This is a genomic window from Yoonia ponticola (assembly GCF_014199395.1).
In the GTDB taxonomy this organism is placed as follows: domain Bacteria; phylum Pseudomonadota; class Alphaproteobacteria; order Rhodobacterales; family Rhodobacteraceae; genus Yoonia; species Yoonia ponticola.
This window is the reverse complement of the sequence record NZ_JACIJM010000002.1, coordinates 461,278-480,111: the sequence shown is the minus strand read 5'-3', so window position 1 is coordinate 480,111 and position 18,834 is coordinate 461,278. Positions and strand designations below refer to the sequence as shown.

The 18,834-nt window shown below is 56.2% G+C and carries 14 protein-coding genes; 2 read left to right on the top strand and 12 right to left on the bottom strand.

Annotated elements, in window-relative coordinates; translation table 11 throughout:
* The 3 genes from FHS72_RS05045 to hppD form a co-directional block, all read right to left on the bottom strand.
* On the bottom strand, positions 1–4,316 hold a 4,316-nt coding region (locus FHS72_RS05045), incomplete at its 3' end, for an Ig-like domain-containing protein (protein WP_183526491.1).
* A gap of 657 nt (positions 4,317–4,973) precedes the next feature.
* Positions 4,974–5,951: a type I glyceraldehyde-3-phosphate dehydrogenase gene (locus FHS72_RS05040; protein ID WP_183526488.1), complete on the bottom strand. Its 978-nt coding sequence runs from the start codon at positions 5,949–5,951 to the stop codon at positions 4,974–4,976.
* 84 nt (positions 5,952–6,035) lie between these two features.
* Positions 6,036–7,130: a 4-hydroxyphenylpyruvate dioxygenase gene (gene hppD / locus FHS72_RS05035; protein WP_183526485.1), complete on the bottom strand. Its 1,095-nt coding sequence runs from the start codon at positions 7,128–7,130 to the stop codon at positions 6,036–6,038.
* 129 nt (positions 7,131–7,259) lie between these two features.
* Between hppD and FHS72_RS05030 the strand changes: the two genes are divergently transcribed.
* Positions 7,260–7,721 (top strand): Lrp/AsnC family transcriptional regulator, encoded by a 462-nt coding sequence (locus tag FHS72_RS05030; RefSeq protein WP_183526482.1) that lies wholly within the window; start codon positions 7,260–7,262, stop codon positions 7,719–7,721.
* 17 nt (positions 7,722–7,738) lie between these two features.
* Here the strand turns inward: FHS72_RS05030 and FHS72_RS05025 are convergent, their stop codons facing one another.
* From FHS72_RS05025 to FHS72_RS04985, 9 genes are all read right to left on the bottom strand, one after another.
* Positions 7,739–9,139, bottom strand: coding sequence for a TRAP transporter large permease (locus FHS72_RS05025; protein ID WP_183526479.1), 1,401 nt, complete (start codon positions 9,137–9,139; stop codon positions 7,739–7,741).
* A gap of 3 nt (positions 9,140–9,142) precedes the next feature.
* Entirely contained in the window at positions 9,143–9,781 is a 639-nt protein-coding gene (locus FHS72_RS05020; protein WP_183526476.1) for a TRAP transporter small permease subunit, read from the bottom strand.
* 66 nt (positions 9,782–9,847) lie between these two features.
* Positions 9,848–10,858, bottom strand: coding sequence for a TRAP transporter substrate-binding protein DctP (gene dctP, locus FHS72_RS05015; RefSeq protein ID WP_183526472.1), 1,011 nt, complete (start codon positions 10,856–10,858; stop codon positions 9,848–9,850).
* A 123-nt stretch (positions 10,859–10,981) separates the two neighbouring features.
* Positions 10,982–11,374, bottom strand: coding sequence for a cation:proton antiporter (locus tag FHS72_RS05010; protein ID WP_183526469.1), 393 nt, complete (start codon positions 11,372–11,374; stop codon positions 10,982–10,984).
* Entirely contained in the window at positions 11,371–11,637 is a 267-nt protein-coding gene (locus FHS72_RS05005) for a K+/H+ antiporter subunit F (RefSeq protein WP_425511107.1), read from the bottom strand. The genes FHS72_RS05010 and FHS72_RS05005 overlap by 4 nt, the downstream gene beginning before the upstream one ends.
* Positions 11,638–11,654: 17 nt before the next feature.
* Positions 11,655–12,155, bottom strand: coding sequence for a Na+/H+ antiporter subunit E (locus tag FHS72_RS05000; RefSeq protein WP_183526463.1), 501 nt, complete (start codon positions 12,153–12,155; stop codon positions 11,655–11,657).
* A 1-nt stretch (position 12,156) separates the two neighbouring features.
* Positions 12,157–13,752, bottom strand: a complete 1,596-nt coding sequence (locus FHS72_RS04995; RefSeq protein WP_183526459.1) for a monovalent cation/H+ antiporter subunit D — start codon at positions 13,750–13,752, stop codon at positions 12,157–12,159.
* A complete protein-coding gene (locus FHS72_RS04990) occupies positions 13,749–14,096 on the bottom strand; it encodes a Na+/H+ antiporter subunit C (protein ID WP_183526456.1) in 348 nt (115 codons plus the stop codon). The genes FHS72_RS04995 and FHS72_RS04990 overlap by 4 nt, the downstream gene beginning before the upstream one ends.
* A 1-nt stretch (position 14,097) precedes the next feature.
* Entirely contained in the window at positions 14,098–16,959 is a 2,862-nt protein-coding gene (locus FHS72_RS04985) for a monovalent cation/H+ antiporter subunit A (RefSeq protein ID WP_183526454.1), read from the bottom strand.
* A gap of 261 nt (positions 16,960–17,220) precedes the next feature.
* Between FHS72_RS04985 and FHS72_RS04980 the strand changes: the two genes are divergently transcribed.
* Complete coding sequence (locus FHS72_RS04980) at positions 17,221–18,795, top strand: ABC transporter substrate-binding protein (protein ID WP_221235345.1); 1,575 nt, start codon at positions 17,221–17,223, stop codon at positions 18,793–18,795.
* Positions 18,796–18,834 lie beyond the last annotated feature (39 nt).

The following is an 18,834-nucleotide window of genomic DNA, read 5'->3' as shown; positions in this document are numbered from 1 at the left end:
TCAAGGTAGTCGTCGCCCGCGTCACCGTAGATGGTGTCGTCATCGTCCTGACCAAAGATAGAGTCGTTGCCAGCCCCACCAAAGATCAGATCGCCGTTGTTTTCTGGCACAAGATCTTGGAAGCCGAATTCGTCAACTTCGTCGTCAGGGAACAGCACCAGATCAACCAGTGGGTTTTCCATGCCGCCGTAGATCACATCGTCGCCTTCACCACCAAAGAGCGTGTCGTTACCTTCCGCGCCTTCAATCATGTCGTCGCCAGTGCCGCCGTCGACTGTGTCGTCGTCGTAGCCTGCGTAGATTCTGTCGTTGCCAGACCCACCAAGGATGCTGTCGTCGTCATCACCGGTTCTGATGATGTCGTTGCCAGCGCCGCCGTCGACAAAGTCTTTGTCGTTGTTTGGATCAGCGTCCGCGCCATAACCCGGGAAGGTCAGACCCGGGATCGTCGCTGACGGCTGTGACGGGTAGGCCACGTCAGGCAAGGCGCCCGCGGTGTTCCCGTTGCTGACGTCAATCACATCATCGCCGTCGCCACCGTAAACGGTGTCGCTGCCTGCGGTGTCGCCGATGCTGTCGTTGCCAGCGCCGCCATAGATCAGGTCGTCGCCTTCGCCGCCATAGAGGAAGTCGTCGCCGTCTTCTGCCGCAACAGTGTCATTGCCGTCGCCACCAAATACGGTGTCGTTGTCCAAGCCACCCCAAAGGTCATCGTCGCCGGTGCCGCCATAGAGCGTATCGTCGCCTTCAGAGCCTTCGATAGCGTCGTCACCAGAGCCGCCGCGCAACTCGTCATCGCCTTCGCCGCCGAACACACGGTCGTCGCCAGCACCGCCAGCAATCGTGTCATCGCCTTCGTTGCCAAGCAGCAGATCGTCGCCAGCACCACCATCAAGGATGTCGTTACCCAGACCACCTTGGACATTGTCGTCGCCTTCGCCGCCGAACAACACGTCATTGCCAAGGTTGCCCTTCACAGTGTCGTCGCCGGTGCCGCCGTAAACCACGTCGTTGCCGTTGCCAGCCGCGATGCTGTCGTTGCCGCCGTAGCCGTAGATCAGGTCGTCGTCGGTGCCTTCAGCGCCTGGCAAGATGCCGTCGCCTGCGTCAACGATATCGCCATCCGCATCCACATAAGGAATGTCTGGGTTGATGATGTCGTCGCCTGCGGTGCCTTGGACTGTACCGTCGTTGATGCCGGTCACGGTAAAGGTGATTTCGGCTGTGTCTTCTGCGCCGTGCTCGTCCACGATTGTGTAGCTCACGGATGTGTCGCGTGTGGCGCCCAGACCCAGATCGTCAAAGTCGTCGCCTGCGTCAAAGTCCACAGTGCCGTCCGCGTTGATCGTGAATGTGCCGCCATTGTCGCCAGCAACCGCTGTGCCCACGCCAGCCGCAGTGCCGCCCACAGCCACAACTGTCAGCGTGTCGCCTTCAGGATCGCTATCAACGCCTGCACCTGTGTCGTCGGTGATGACATTGCCATCCACGTCGCCAGCTGTTTCGGTCAGGGTCACTGTATAGGTGTTGTCAGTCGCGTCCGGTCCGTCATTCACGCCGTTCACCGTGACGGTCACAGTGGCTGTATCCGTGCCGCCGTTCCCGTCATCCACGGTGTAGGTCACAGTTGTTTCCGCAGTTTCACCCGGCGCAAGTGCGTCGAATTCGCCGTTGGCGTCAAAGCTGATTGTGCCGTCCGGATTGATCGTGACCAAACCACCAGCAGAGCCCGCAACAGGTGTGCCCACCAGCGTTTCGTCGCCATTCACAGCGCCCACAGTCAGCGTGTCGCCGTCCGGATCGGTGTCGTTGGTCAACACGTTGCCCAGATCGGACACACCGTCTTCGGATGCGTCAAGCGCATCGTCGATCGCGTCCGGATCAAAGTTGGTCCGTTCGTCGCCGATGATCTCTTCGATCTCGGTGAAGTTGATGATCTCGCCTGTCGGCTCGCCTTTGGCGTCCACAAACACAATGCGACCGTCAAGACCGTTGCCGTTGCTATCCGTGACCGGATCGCCTATGCCATCCGGACCCGTGACGATGAACGTGCCCTGACCCGTCAGGTCCAGCACGTCGTGGTCATTGCCACCCGCGCCGCCGTCAACCGTGTCGCCAGCCCCGCCTTTGATCGTATCTGCGTCGTCGCCGCCGTAGATTTGATCCGCACCAGCGCCGCCAGTGATCAGATCGTCGCCACCTTCGCCGTAGATCACGTCGTCGCCTTCGCCACCGTCGATGCTGTCGTTGCCGCCAGCAGAGGCCGCCGCATCGCCTACGCTATCGTAGAAGATTTCCGTGACGAAGATGCCAGAGTTGTTGTAGCCGTCTTGCGTGTGCTCAACCACGATTTTAGCAACCGGACCCGGAATAGAGACCGTGACGCTGTAATCGTCGGTGCTGGCCGGATCATAGCCACCTTTGCTGTCCGCTGTATCAGCGCCAGCCACGGAATCGGTGTCCTTTAAGGTCAGGTCTTTGCCGCCGTCCAGGTTCACGGTGATCTTGTTACCATCCGCGTCGTAGGCCGTGACTTTGACCACACCGTCGCCGTCTATGTCGTTGATATTAAACGAGACGTTCTCGACTTCTTCCGAGAATTCCCACTCGAATGCGCCTTTGTTGCCTTTGCCTTGCGCCTCTGAGAACAGTGCCGCATTTTTGTCCGCAACACCGTCGCCCACATCAATACCGTTCACGTTCTGGGTCTCTGTGCCCAGAGCGGAGATATGTTTGCCAGTATCCACTGTCCGCGTGTAGGTCACGGACACAGTGCCTGTGTCTTTGGTCACAGTGCTGTCGATCTGCGCGTCGGAAATACCAGTCCAGTCAAAGCTTTCACGACCCGCGTCACCCACAGGTGCGTTGCCGCCATTGTCGCCGTAAATCACGTCATCACCCGTACCACCGGTGATCACATCATCGCCGCCGTTACCGTAGATCAGGTCGTCGCCCTCGCCGCCCATTATCGTGTCGTTGCCGTCCACACCATCATCAACAGACGGGATTTCAAACGTGATGTCAGACACCGCAACCGTGCCGGAATAAGCCCGCTCCGGGCCGTCATCCAATACGATCCACAATTGCTGGATCGGGCCCTGGATCGTCACGTCGATATCTTGCGCGCTGTTGTTCGCTGCCGGACCAGGCGCGTTGGTTTGCGTACCCGTCACCGTGTTGCCATTCACCGAATGCACGCCAGTAACTTCGAAATCGACCTCAACGAGGTTGCCATCCGCATCCTTCGCCATGATCGTGATTTCATCAAGGCGATCAACGTCTAACAAGGTGAACTTCACGTTAGAGACTTCGGTATCAAAGCTGATATCCGCAGTCGAATCTCTGACCACGTCCCAGTTCTTGAGCATGCCGTTTTCGACAGTCCACTCGTGACCGTTGGAATTCTTAGGCGTGGACACACTGACTTTGACAGACTGGCCGTCAACGGTCAGCGTCTGGCTGCCGTCCGATCCGATCTGATCCCAGTCGAGCGCAAATTCTGTAGTGCCATCGGTGTCGCCGCCGTCGCCGTACAACACGTCATCGCCGGTGCCGCCTTGGACCAAATCGTCGCCAGAGCCACCGAACACCGTGTCGTCACCAGCTTCGCCAAACAGGCTATCATCACCGGAATCACCGTAAACAACATCGTCGCCTTCACCAGCCCGCACGATGTCATCACCAGCGCCAGCCTCGACCAAATCATCGTCAGCCGCCGCACCCGGCAAAACAGCATCACCCGCATCAATACGGTCACCATCCGGATCACCCGTGTAGTTCACTGTGATCACATCATCGCCGGATGTGCCCGACACTGTGCCGTCGAGGCTAGCCGCGTCGTCAAACACGAGGTTGTCAATTGCGCCAGAGCCGTACAGTTGCACTTCCATTGTATGGGCGCCTTCGACGTTGAAGTTCGCCACGGATTGACCGTTGTTCCCTGTCGCCGCAATATTTTGCGTCGCAATCAAGTTGCCGGACGCATCGTAGAAACGCACCTGTGCGGTTTCCTCGATATCGAGGAACGTCAACGATTTAACGTCCGCGCCCGCGTCGAACGTGAACTTGAACGTGCCGCCGCGCGCGTTGTCGTCAGGGTCGCAATCGTCACCGTCTTCGGAAATGATCAGCGCTTTGCCTAAATTGCTCGTCGCCAGATCGTTGTCGCCGCCTGTGGGTCTCGCGGTGTCAAAGATCATCGCCCGATTGCCAGTACCACCAGCAGTCCAAGCCTGAATTGTCACACCGTCGGACTGATACTCGTTATCAACAACAGTACCGCGGGAAAGATTATTAAAATCAATTGTCTTCGTCATTAAAAACTCCTCAGGCCCCAAAAGCCAAACACCACACCGAGCCTGAGAAAAATCCCACGGCTAGCACGCCAGCGGACAAAATGCCGCCTTCGCGTATTCAAAAATATAGATGGGCCCCAGTTCTTGGGATCACACCACAGACGTCACTCTTTTCGCATCTATTGCAGACAAAAGATGCTTGATCGCCCCCCAGCGACCATAGACCTTACTAAAGTCCAGTCTATCTTACGCCACAATTACACTTGCAGAACAGAAAGGTCGTCAAAAATGCGCCGCAATGTGGCGGATTTTGGCCGTATCGATTTTGTTAAACACGTTTGGCGGAGTGTGGGATTGGGCGCTGTAGCTGATTAAGAAACAATGATTGGTCAGACCGACTTAATATCGACGAATTTTCGACTTTCGAACCAATTAGTCAGAGTCATCGTTTCCCAACGCGACGCAATCGCATCGCAGATGTATCCGCCTTATTTCTGCCTTCTGACCCACATCGGCACATGCGGAATTCGCTACAATTTCTTCAATTTGAGGTCAGAGTTCACACTTGAGAAACAGTTGATCATAACGCGCGTCACGACCCGCCGTGATTCTGGTCAAAATCAAGGCGGGATGCTGCGGTTCTCAGCCTTCGATCTGACTGTTGGCGTATCGTATGACCTAAGGCCGCCCCATCCGTGAAGCCATGTCGAGCATCCGGCTCGAGAACCCCCATTCGTTGTCGTACCAGCCGTAAATCCGCACCAGCCCGCCTTTGGTCACGCGGGTCTCAGGAAGCGCCACGATCAGGCTTTCGGGTCGCGCCCGCAAGTCTGTCGAAACCAGATGCTTGTCGGTTGATCCGATGATCCCCGATTGGGCGGACAGCAGAGCGTTCACGTCCTCTAAAGTGACTTTTGCATCCAACGTCACGGTCAGATCGACAGCGGATACCGATGCGACAGGCACGCGCACAGCCGCCCCTTCAACGCGGCCAGCGGTTTGCGGCAGAACCTGATCCAGCAATTGATGCGCGGAGGTGGTGGTCGGGACCATCGACAATGACGCGGCGCGGCTACGCCCAAAATCGCCGCGCGGCGCATCGATAGTCGGCTGGCTGCCCGTGTAGCAATGGATCGTCGTCATCCATCCAGTTTTCAGACCCCACGTATCGTCGATGAGCTTGACCAACGGGGCAAGCGCATTTGTCGTGCAGGACGCGTTCGAGACTATTTTTTGGTCACTTAGCAGATGATCATTTGCCCCGATCACTAGCGTCACATCCGCCGCCTCGGACGGTCCCGAGATCAGCACGCGCGATGCCCCCGCTTTGAGCCCGCGCGACGCGATTGCAGCAGTTCCAGCGGTGCCTGTGCATTCCAACGCCACATCGACGCCGGACAGGTCTAACGTGCTGAGATCGTTGGTCGTGTAGAGCGGAATAGCGGTGCCGTTGATCACCAAAGCGCCGTCTTTCAGCGCAACATCGCCGCGAAACGGGCCAAAGATACTGTCGTATTCAAACAGATGCGCGCATAGATCAGGCGCACACAGATCATTGACGCCGACGACCTCGATGTCCGGTGCAGCGCCATACGCCCATGCCCGCAATACGGTCCGGCCAATTCGGCCCAACCCATTGATAAAAATACGTGTCATCCGCGCGGTCCCCGTCTATTTGCGGCCAAACTGCATCGCACCTTGGCCGTTCACAAGCAGTTTTGCGTAATGGATACAATCGGATTAGCTGGCTTTAAGGACACCGCGTGCGATCTGATCGGCTTCGATGCTTTCGAACAGCGCCTTGAAATTGCCCTCGCCAAAGCCGTCGTCGCCTTTGCGTTGGATGAACTCGAAAAAGATCGGACCAATTACGGTTTTCGAGAAAATCTGCAGCAAGATGCGGGTTTCGCCGCCGTCCAAGACGCCTTCACCGTCGATCAGAATGCCGTGTTTGCGCATTCGGTCCAGTGGTTCCTCGTGACCTTCGACACGGTCTTTGCTCAGGTCGTAATAAGAGGGCGGCGGGGCGGGCATGAACTTGATCCCGCGCTCTGCAATCTCGTCGGTTGCCGCATAGAGATCACGCGCACCAACGGCGATATGCTGGATGCCCTCGCCGTTATACCGTTTGAGGTATTCGACAATTTGGCCCGTCTCACCACGATCTTCGTTGATCGGGATACGGATGCGGCCACAAGCAGAGGTCAGCGCACGGCTGGTCAGGCCAGAATGTTTGCCGGAAATGTCAAAAAACCGGATTTCACGGAAGTTGAACAGGTCGCCGTAGAACTTGAACCAGACGTCCATATTGCCCTTATGAACGTTGTGCGTGAGGTGGTCGAGATAGTGAAAACCGACACCTTCGGGATGCGCGTCGGACACCCAGTTGAATTCAGCGTTGTAGGGGTTCGCGTCGTAATAATCTTCAATGAAATACAAAAGCGAGCCGCCAATGCCGACAATCGCAGGCACGTCCATGATTTTGCCGTCGCCAGTGTAAGGCTCTGCCCCGTTTTTCACCGCATGATCAAATGCGTGTTGCGCATCGACAACCCGCCACGCCATCGAGGGCGCACAGGGGCCGTGTTTTGTCACGAAATCCATGCCGTGACTGCCGATGTGGTTGTTGATCACATAGGTAATGTCGCCTTGCTGCCAAAGCTCGATGTCTTTGGTCTTATGCGTCGCGGTGTGCGCGTAGCCCATTTTGACGAATAAACTGCGCAGCTGCTCGGGCTCTTCATGCGCGAATTCGACGAATTCAAAGCCATCAGTGCCAGCTGGATTTTCAGCGGTGATCGTGGCGCGGGGTGCATCGTGCGGAAACGGGCCCATTGTAAATCTCCTCTCGAGTTATTGTCATAATACGGGGAAATGGATGCGTAAGGGGCGCAAAGTTTACTGATTTACGTATAAGTATGCGCAATACTTGCGCAGCTTTTAATTAAGTCGCATCATTCACGCATGAAACACCTTGATGATACAGACGAGCGCCTGCTGGCATTGCTTCAGACCGACGCGCAAATGTCAGCCGCTGCGATGTCGAAAATTCTTAATCTGTCCGCGTCGCAGATCAGTCGCCGCAGACAGCGCCTCGAAGATGACGGGTATATCACCGCGACTGTGTGCAAGTTGGACGCCGCCAAGCTGGGCCTGTCTGTCCAAGCGTTCATCCAGGTCCAGACCGATGCCCACACCAAAGAAACGCATTCGACCTTCTTGCGGCTCGTCAAAACCCGACGCGAGATCACTGGTGCGTGGACCATGACGGGTGATGCGGATTATCTGTTGCGGATTTATTGCGCTGATCTGACCGCTTTGAACCGTTTTACGCAGGACGTGTTACTGCCGCATCCGTCGATTGGGCGCGTCCATAGTCAGATCGTCATGGAACAGTTGAAGGATGCAGAGGCCCTGCCCGTCTGACTGCGCCCCCGTCTTTGTCAGACTTGGCTGGGTAGCCAAAGCACGATTGCGGGAAATGCGACCAAAAGCCCGATTGTGACCGCATCCGCGATGAAAAACGGCGTCACGCCTTTGAACACGTCTTGCACGCTAATGTCGTCGCGCACGCCAGCGACCACAAAACAGTTCAAGCCAATCGGCGGGGTGATCAGGCAGAATTCGGCCATTTTGACCACCAATATCCCGAACCAGATCGCACACATCGGACCCGACATGCCGAACGCGCTGTCTGCTGCAGCGACAGCTTCGCCGCCATTCAACGCCATGACCGCCGGATAAACGACGGGCAGCGTCAACAGCAGCATTCCGATTGCGTCCATGAACATGCCCAAGACCGCGTAGGCCAGCAGGATACAAATCAGGATCAACATCGGCGCCATATCAAGCCCTGTGATCCAGTCAGAAAACGCACCGGGCAAGTCGGCGAACCCAAGGAAACGTACGTAAACCAGCACGCCCCAGATGATTGTAAAGATCATCACGCTGAGTTTTGCAGTCTCTAACAAGGCGTCTTTGAGCTGTGTCCACCGCATTCCGCGATAAAGCGCTACAAGGAACACGACGAAGGCACCGATCGCACCGCCTTCGGTTGGTGTACCCCATGCATCGCCGCCGAAAGGGTTATAGACGAACAGGATGATGGTCAGCACGACAAATAGAATGGGCAATGCGGGGGGCAGGGATTCAAACCGTTGCCGCCAGGTGAAGCCGCGCACAGGTGGGCCGAACCCTTTGATCGTGACGGCCATGCCGATGATCAAAACCGCGTAAACCAAGGCCGAGAACGCACCGGGAATGAAGCCCGCAAGCAGCAGTTTGCCCACGTCTTGTTCGACGATAATCGCGTAGATCACGAGGATCGCAGATGGTGGGATCAACGACGCGAGCGTACCGCCTGCTGCCACGACACCCGCCGCGAACCGTTTGTCATAGCCAATCGCCAACATTTCAGGGATCGCTATGCGGGCAAAGACTGCGGACGTCGCAACGGACGCGCCGGACACAGCTGCGAAACCTGCCGTCGCAAAGATCGTTGAGACAGCCAATCCACCCGGCACCCACGCGAACCAACGCTTCGCTGCTTCGAATAACGCCTGTGTTAGACCCGCATAATAGGCCAGATAGCCGATCAGGATAAAGGTGGGGATCAGGCTAAGTGCTTGGCTCGCGACCTTCGAATGCGGCACCTGTCCGGCGGTTTTCACCGATACGGTCAGCGCCCACATGAACTGTTCGGGGTCATAGCCTTTTTTCGCCCAGAATATCCAAATCAGGCCAGTCATGCCTGCCATGGCAGCCGCGAATGCGACCCGCATACCCAGCAAAACCAGCACCAACATGCCGCCCGAAACGATCAGGCCAATATCAATTGGTTCCATGATCTAGCGCCCTTCTTCTGCGCCAGAGACCGTCTCGGCCTCCATGCGGGCTTGGGTGGCGGCGTCGGCCACGAGAGGAACTGCGATTGCGGCCTCGTCACCGCGAATAATGGCGCGGGTGTACGCCCAGATTTGCAGCATCAGACGCAGACACAGAATGCCGAACGCGACGGGCGCGAGTAGTTTTGCAGGCCATAATGGCAGGGCGATATCCATCGAGCTATCGCGGCTCCACATCGGTGCGTTGAAATCGAAACTGCGTTGGAAATGCGCAAACGTGCCCCAAACGAGCAGGATCATAAGCGCGAGAATGGCCAGTGTCGTGATCAGTTCAACCGTATATAGCGCCCGCCCACGCAGTTTGCTGACGATCATATCCATCCGAATATGTCCGCCATCGCGTTGGGTGAATGAGACGCCCATAAAGGCGATCAGCGGCATCGCTTGTTGAATCCAATCGACGTAACCGGGCAGAGGTTGGTTGAAGAAATTTCGCCCGCTGACAGACACAACCGCCAACATCATCAGCGCGAAGACGGCCAAGCCGCTGATCAACGCAAAGATGCTTTCGAGTTTGTAGAGGTGTCGGTCAAGCGCGCTGAGACGACTATCGTCGGACAACACAAGGGATGAGCCAGCCATGGCGGGTCTCCGTCGATAAGAAATGGGAAACCCCGCGCTGATGATCTCGGCGCGGGGTGACGTGGTTTAGCTGTCGTCAGCGATCATGCCGGTCACAAGGTCGTACAACTCTTGTGCAGGCAGACCACGGGCCGCGTTATCGGCGATCCATGCTTCGGCAGCAGGGGCTGCGGCGGCGGCTTTGAAGGCTTCGATTTCCGCATCGTCAAAGGTGACTTGCTCGATCCCGCGCTCGTCTAACGCTGGACCCCAAGCGGCCATTGTTTCGTCGTTGTAGAATGTGACGTAATGCTCCAGCGCTTCGTCAAGTGACTCCATCAATGCTGCACGTTGATCGTCAGGCAAGCTGTCCAGTGCCGTCGTATTCGCCACAACAGGGCAGTTCACCGTGCCGGGGTTCAGGTTTGTCGTCCACCATGTCCCGTTTTCGATCACGCCAAACGACATATGGGCATGGGGCGCAAATGACACCGCTTTGACGACGCCGCTGTCCATCGCCTGACGGACTTCGGTCGCGGACATGGATGTTGGCACGGCGCCTACGGATTCCATCGCAGCACCGATACCGCCTGTTGCGCGGACGGACAGACCTTCAAAATCGGCAAGCGTTGTTGGCGCGTCGCCCACACCGACAAGATTATACTGCGGCAGTGGCGATGGCATCAAAAGCGTGGCGTCCCAGCGGGCGAGATCGGCCACGACGGCAGGATGGCTATAAACGGCTTGGGACAATGCGATCTCTTGTTCCAGCGTTGAGACGCCTAGAAACGGCAGTTCAAGCACTGTGATGGACGGATTTTTGTCGCGGTGATAACCCGCACAGAATTGCGCCATTTCAAACGCGCCGATGGAAATCCCGTCTAGGTTTTCCGTGTTCTTGGACAGGCCGCCATAGCTGATGTTCAGGGTAAATTCGCCGTTGGTTTTCTCGGACACGAGTTCGGCCAAGCGTTCAACATGTTCGGTAAACGCGCGGCGTTTGCCCCACAGCGATACGTTCCATTCGGTCGCCAGCGCCTCGCCTGCGAATGCAAGCGTGACAGCCGCCACAGCGGATGATTTTAGGATAGTGCGCATGATTTTCCTCCCAGATACATGGCAATGTATGAGAGGAGCATGGCAAAGAATGCCCGCGATGCCTATGCGCGATTTGGAATTTCACCAAAAAACCACCCCGACCTGCGCCGGAGTGCCGATATTTTAGGCCAGTTCCTGAGGGTCTGCCAATTCGCGGTCGGCTTCGGGCACGTTCAGCGTGGCCCACATATCGTCGCGCGGTGGTGCTGGCGGTGGCGTGCAGTTTTGACGGTGCAAATTCACCTTGGCCATGAAGTTCGCAGAAATCGGGGCCGTGATGAACAAAAAGCCCAAAATCAGGAATTCGTGGAATGATCCTTGCCCTAACAGGAAGGAATGCAACACAGAGGCCATCAGAAACGCGCCGATGCCGACGGTGCCTGCTTTGGTCGGCGCGTGAAGTCTGCTCATGGCGTTGTCGAGTTTCAGCAAGCCGATGCCAGCGACACCCGTAAAGAACAGGCCGATGATAAGCGAAATAATAACGCCAACGGTAAGTGCGATTTCGGTAATCATTCGATGATATCCCCCCGCAGAACAAATCGGGCATAAGCCACGGTCGAGACAAACCCGAGCATCGCAATGATCAAAGTGGCCTCAAAGTAAATTTGGGTGCCTTGCACGATGCCAAGCAATACAATCAGGCCAATCGCGTTGATGACCATCGTGTCCAGCGCCAGAATGCGGTCGCCCGTGCTGGGGCCTTTCCACAGTCGGATCATTGCCATGACTTGTGCGACACTGACCGTGATAAAGGCGACGTACAGGCAGACGTCCATGATAGTGCTCAGAAGGGTCATTGGAAAATCTCCAGCAAGCGGCGCTCGTAGCGGTCTTTGATTTCGTCGCGCACGGCGTCCGGATCATCGGAATCGAGGGCATGCACCAACAGGCTGTGGCCTTCGTCGGACAGGTCACTTGATACCGTTCCGGGGGTCAACGTGATGGTGCCAGCAAGGATTGTGATTGCTTCGGGTGACTTTAGCTCTAGTGGGATCACAACCCAGCACGGTTTCATCTGCGCGTTGGATTTCGTGAGAATGATCCAGGCGACCTGCACGTTGGCGACCAAAATATCCCAGATAACCAGCAGACAGTATTTCAACATCGGGACAAGCCGCATTTTGTCAGGCCGATCAGGCCACCACCGCGCAGTGGTGAATGGAATGACGATACCAAGGATGATGCCGAACACGATCATGCCCGCCGAGACGCTGTTTTGCAGGATCGTCCAGACAACAGCGAGCAAGAGCGTCAAAAACGGGTGTGGCAAGATTTTCTGAATGAGTCTTTTCATTTTAGTGCCCACCATCCTCTTCAACCTTATCGTCGCTTTCGGCTGCATCATCATCGTGACTATCGTCTTGGTAATCCGACAGCTTGCCCGGCGTATCCAACACAGTCGTCACATAAGCATTTGGCGCAAACAGGTCTTGCGCAATGGCCGTCGTGTAAGCCGTCGCAGGTCCAGCGAAGACAGTGTGTGCCGCGAGCAAAGCGATGAGACCGCCAACCGCTACGTAAGATAGTGTCGCTGGTGGTGCCGCAATTTCTGCGCCGTCTTCCGGTGCGACGCTGCGCGCTTTCCAGAACACCGTGCTGCCTGCCCGCGAGAAACCAACAACGGCGACCAAGCTGGACCCAAGAACAGCGGCCCAGACCCAAACCATGATGTCGGACTCGAATGCCGCATCCAAGATCAACAGTTTCCCCAAGAAGCCCGACAGCGGCGGCAAACCTGCCATCGCGATTGCCGCGATAAAGAACAACGCGGCGGTCAACGTGCCGCCAGCGATAGGCGCTTGAGCGGTCAGGTTAAGGTTCGCACGGCCCGCGCGGACAAGGTCCGTGATCAGGAACAATGCAGCAGCGGCGAATGTCGAATGGATAATATAGTAGAGTGCGGCGGCGATGCCTTCGGGCGTGAACAGCGAAATCGACACCATCACCATACCCATTGAGCCGATGACCGAGAAGGCGACTAAACGGTCGAGTTTCTTCGCCGCCAGAACACCGACCATACCGACAACCAAGGACACCAATGCCGTTGGCATCAACCACCAGCCATGCAGGCCAGAAATCGCTTCGAGCTGCGGCGGGAAGATCAGCGTATAGACCCGAATGATCGCATAAGCGCCCACTTTGGTCATAATCGCGAACAAAGCTGCGACGGGTGCCGGTGCTTCGGCGTAGCTGGACGGAAGCCAGAAATGCAGCGGTACAATCGCCGCTTTGATCGCGAAGACCATCAGCAATAGGACCGCAGCGACACGAATACCCGACGATTGCAGCGGATCAAACAAGGCTACGCGCACGGCGAGGTCCGCCATGTTCAGCGTGCCTGTTTCGGCATAAATCGAGCCAAGCGCGAATAGGAATAGCGTAGAGCCAAGCAGGTTGAACAACACGTACTGCACCCCTGCCCGCAGACGCACAGTCCCGCCCGCGTGGATCATCAGGCCATAAGATGCGATCAGCAAGACTTCGAAAAACACGAACAAGTTGAAAAGGTCGCCCGTCAGAAACGCGCCCATGATGCCCATCAGTTGAAACTGGAATAACGCATGAAAATGCCGTCCGCGATCGTCCCATTTTGATCCGATGGAATAGAGCATGACAAACAGCGCCAGCACGGCGGTCAGCAGAACCATCATCGTGGACAGGCGATCCGCGACAACAACAATCCCGAACGGGGCAGCCCAATCGCCGAGTTGATACAGCGACACGGTGCCGTCAGAGGCTTGCCATGCGAGACCCGCCGCGATGCCGATCAAGGCAAGGATACCTGTTACGGAAATCACGCGCTGAATGCCGATGTGATACCGCGCAGCGAGCACGATAAACGGGGCGAGGAACGCGGGTAGAACGATGGGCAGGATGATCCAATGGGTCATGATGCGTCTCCCGCGTCGGCTTCGGGTTTGGGATCATCAACGTGATCGTCGTTGCCGCCAAGGAACGCACCCAGCGAAATCATCACCACAACCGCCGTCATCCCGAATGAAATCACAATCGCAGTCAGAACCAAAGCCTGCGGCAATGGGTCGGTATATGTGGTCGCGTCTGTGAGGATCGGCGGTGCGCCAACGGTCAGACGCCCCGATGCAAACAAAAAGACGTTCACCGCATAGGTCAGTAACGAGACGCCCATGATCACGGGGAACGTCCGCAACCGCAGGACCAAATACAAGCCAGCAGCAGTCAAAATGCCAATGGCAGAAGCTACGAGAAGTTCCATGTTATGCCTCCGCCTTTGTGGTTTCGTCGTCACGCGACGGGTCGATATCCATTGGATGATCCGGATCATCCACATGGGCGCGGCGAGCCAGTCGCGAGAAGCTTTCCAGTGACAACATCACGGCACCGACAACGGCGAGGAACACGCCAAGGTCGAACAACGCCGCCGTGGCCAGTTCAAACTTTTCAAACGGCGGAATGCGGACGTAGGTGTAGTCGGACGTCAGGAACGGTTTGCCAAAGAACCATGACCCGATTCCGGTCAAACCAGCGATGAGAACACCAGCCCCGATAACACCGTGATACGGGTAGCGCACACGGGCCGAGGTCCAGCCAAAGCCGCTCGCCATATATTGCATCACAATCGCAATCGACGCGACCAGACCCGCGATAAAGCCACCGCCCGGTTCATTGTGACCACGCCAGAAGATGTAGAACGCGACCATCAGAACAACGGGCATAATCACGCGGGTCATCACAACCATCATCATCGGGTGCATGTTACCCGCACGCGGTTGATCCGGTTTCCGGTTCAACAGACGCGCACGCACAGGGCCGGACAACAGCGTTTCGGTCAGCGCGTAAATCAGCAGTGCTGCAATCCCCAGAACGATGATTTCACCAAAGGTATCAAAGCCACGGAAATCAACGAGGATCACGTTCACCACATTTGTGCCACCGCCGCCTTTGTAGGAATTGGCGAGGTGGTATTCGGAAATGCTCGGGATGATCGTGTCGCGCAGCATGTAGTGGTAGGACAGCCCAGCCGCCGCCACACCAACCGCCACAGCAATCACACCGTCGATTGTGCGGCGCGTGACACTGCTTTCGATTGGGGTTTTGTTCGGCAAGAAGTTGAGCGCGAGCAGCAAGAGAATGATCGTCACCACTTCGACGGTTAATTGCGTCATGGCCAGATCAGGTGCGCTGAACACCACGAAACCGACTGACACCATCAGGCCGACGATCCCGATCAGGATCAAAGACAACAGTCTGTCGCGGTGCAAGAACACCATGCCGACTGTGGCCGCGACCAGCATAAACCACCCGGCGATCTGGACAAAATTCGCAGGTTGCAAAATGCGCGTGGCTGGCGCGACTGTGCCTGTGGTCCAAGCGTGGTAGCCCACGGCCAGCACAGTCACAGCCATAATCGCGGCATAGCGCGAGAACGAACCGTCATGCAGTGGTGCGATGAACTTGCGGGCCAATGACACGGACGCCGCAATAATAGCGTCGAAAATCCGCTTTGCCTCTGGGCGCGGCGCTGCATCCCAAACCCGCAAAGCAGGATTGAATATCGCGAGCATCAACAGACCGCCGCCAACCGCGATGATCGACATATAAAGCGCCGTGGTCAGGCCGTGCCAGATTTTGAAGTGCGCGTCGGGTACGTCTACAACACCGCCCAAAACCGAAGCGGTGACAAGCTTCACAAACGGCTCAGCGAGGAACGGCGCGACACCAATCACAACCACCAAAGTCGCAAGCAACGCAGGCGGGCCCCAAAGACCAACAGGCGGATCATGCGGCTTGGCTGGATAATCGTCGCGTTGCGGACCAAGGAAGGTGTGACCGATCAAGCGGAAGCAATATGCAGCAGAGAACAGTGACCCGATAGTGGCTAAAACAGGCACTAACATGGGGGAATTGAAGAGAACGGTGTGCGTTGCTTCTTCTAACATCATCTCTTTTGACAAGAAGCCATTCAACAACGGAATCCCCGCCATCGACAATGCCGCCAGCGTCGCGATTCCAAATGTGATCGGCATCAAGTGCCGCAAACCACCAAGCCTGCGAATATCGCGGGTGTGGGTTTCGTGGTCGATGATGCCTGCGGACATGAACAACGCCGCTTTAAACGTCGCGTGATTCAGAATGTGGAACATCGCAGCCATCGCACCAAACGCAGTACCAGTGCCGAGCAACATCGTGATCAGGCCAAGGTGCGACACGGTTGAAAACGCCAGCAACGCTTTGAGATCATGCTTGAACAGCGCAATCACCGCGCCAAGGACCATCGTGATCAAGCCTGCGCCAGTGACGATGACAAACCATTCCGGCGTGCCTGATAGCACTGGCCACATGCGCGCCATGAGGAAAATCCCGGCTTTCACCATCGTTGCAGAGTGCAGATAGGCAGACACGGGTGTCGGGGCAGCCATTGCGTGCGGCAACCAGAAATGGAACGGGAACTGCGCGGATTTGGTGAAACACCCGAGCAAAATCAGGATCAAGGCGGGTAAATAGAGTGGGTCAGCTTGGATCAGATCACGGTTTTGCAAGATCACGGACAAGTCATAGCTGCCGACGATCTGGCCAAGGATCATCATGCCACCGATCATCGCGAGACCACCCATACCAGTGACGGTCAGGGCCATACGCGCGCCTTGGCGGCCTTCGGGCAGATGTTTCCAATAGCCGATCAGCAGGAAGGACGAGAGCGACGTAAGTTCCCAGAATACCAACAAAAGCAAAATGTTATCGGACAGAACGATCCCGACCATCGCGCCTTGGAACAACAACAAGTAGGTGAAAAATTCACCCATGTTGTCTTCACGCGCTAAATAGAACCGCGCGTAGGTAATGATCAAAAGGCCAATGCCGAGGATCAAGCAGGCAAAGAAAAACCCGAGCCCGTCGAGCATCAAGGTCACATTGAGGCCCAGCAGGGGCATCCAGTCGATGCCTACGGTCACTAATTCTCCTGCCAAAACAGTAGGCAAGTTGGTTAATAAACCGACAAATGTGGCCAAGGTCACCATAAATGTGACGCCTGCACAGGCAGCACGACCTGCGGAATTCATAAGACCGGGAAGCAGGGCCCCCAAAAACGGTAACGCAACGATAAGGAAGAGGGACACGCGAACTCCTGATCTTTTAGGTCAAAATGGTTTATACGTTTCTAGTTGGTTTCGCCCGTACCTCAAGGGAAACCGGATCGATTTCAATGATTATGTTGATGATTTCGCGCCAACAAGGCATCCTTGGCAACACTCGGCACCCTAGCAAGCGCCGTGTGTATTGATCGCTTTGCCATGACGTGCGATTCAAAATAAGCGTGATTTGACAAAGTGTCGCACGACGTCAGTGTAACACAAACTGAATCGAGATTAGGGATGCACATGCGTTTATCGAACAAACTGAAACTGTCAGCAGCAGCGATTGCGCTGGTTGCAAATGGGGCGAATGCCGAAACATTCCGCTGGGCATCCACCACGGACCCGCAAACGATGGACCCACATGCGGTTAACGCGGCACCCGTTACCTCGTTCTTGAACAACGTCTACGAAGGTCTGGTTCGTCGCGACAAAGGCATGACAATCGAGCCATCATTGGCCGTATCATGGGAGCCGCTGACAGACGAAGACGGTTGGCGGTTCAAGTTGCGCGAAGGTGTGACCTACCAAGACGGCGCCGCCTTCACCGCTGAAGACGTTAAGTTTTCTTACGAGCGCGCCTCTAGCGAAGCATCCGATGTGCGTTCCTGGTTCGCGCCAGTGACTGAATTCCGCGTGATCGACGACTTTACTGTCGAATTCGTGACATCAGCGCCGAACCCGTTGTTCCCTGACAGCATCGCCAACTTTCTGATCATGGACAGCGATTGGTCAACAGCCAACGATGCGGCCCTGCCCGCCCGTGACGCCGAAAACTTTGCCACGCGCAACGCAAACGGCACCGGCCCGTTCATGATTTCATCCCGCGATCCGGGCGTATCCACAACGCTGGTGCCTTTCGACGGCTGGTGGGACGAGGTCGAACACAACGTGACCGAGGCCACATTGACGCCAATCGGCAACGCATCAACAGGTCTTGCGGCGCTTTTGTCCGGCGAAATCGACTTTATCGAGCCGATCCCATTGCAGGATGTTGGCCAAGTTGAAGGCCGCGACGGTTTCAAGGTCATCGAAGGTTTGGAAACCCGCGTGATCATGTTCGGCTTTGGCCACGATCACGAAAAACTGCTGTTTTCCGAAGACGTGACTGACGCAAACCCTTTCACAGACCCTAAAGTGCGCCTTGCAGTCGCCCACGCAATCGACGTGAACACGATCGACCGCGTGGTGATGCGTGGCAAAATCGAACCTGTCAGCCAGTTGGTGCCTGAAGGTATCTCGGGCTATTCCGAAGCGAACGCAGACCGTCCGGCATATGATCCGGATCGTGCACGCGAATTGCTGACTGAAGCGGGTTATCCGGATGGGTTCTCGTTTGGTCTGAAATGCACAAACGACCGCTACATCAATGACGAAGCTTTGTGCCGCGCAACCGCATCTATGCTGGCAGCTGTCGGGATGGACGCAGAATTAACCACAGTTCCAGTGCGGAACTACTGGGAGCAATTGCGCGAAGGCGATTTCGACATGTTCTTGCTAGGCTGGTCCCCAGGCACATTCGACGCCGAGCACCCGATCCGTTTCTTGCTGCACTCACAAGACGACGAAGCGAAGCTGGGTTCATGGAACTTTGGCAACTACTCTAACGCTGAGGTAGACGCGCTGCTGCCGCAAATCCAACAAGAGATCGACCCTGCGACACGTCAGGCATTGATCGACGAATTGGTTGCGATCACACAGTCCGAAACCGCCTATGTGCCTCTTTATACGCAGCCATTGATCTGGGCCGCGAAAGAGAACATCAACCTGACACAACGTGCTGACAATTTCTTTATGTTGCGCTGGGTGACTGTCGAGTAATTAGACACTAACAATAGCATTCGGGACGATCTATAGTTC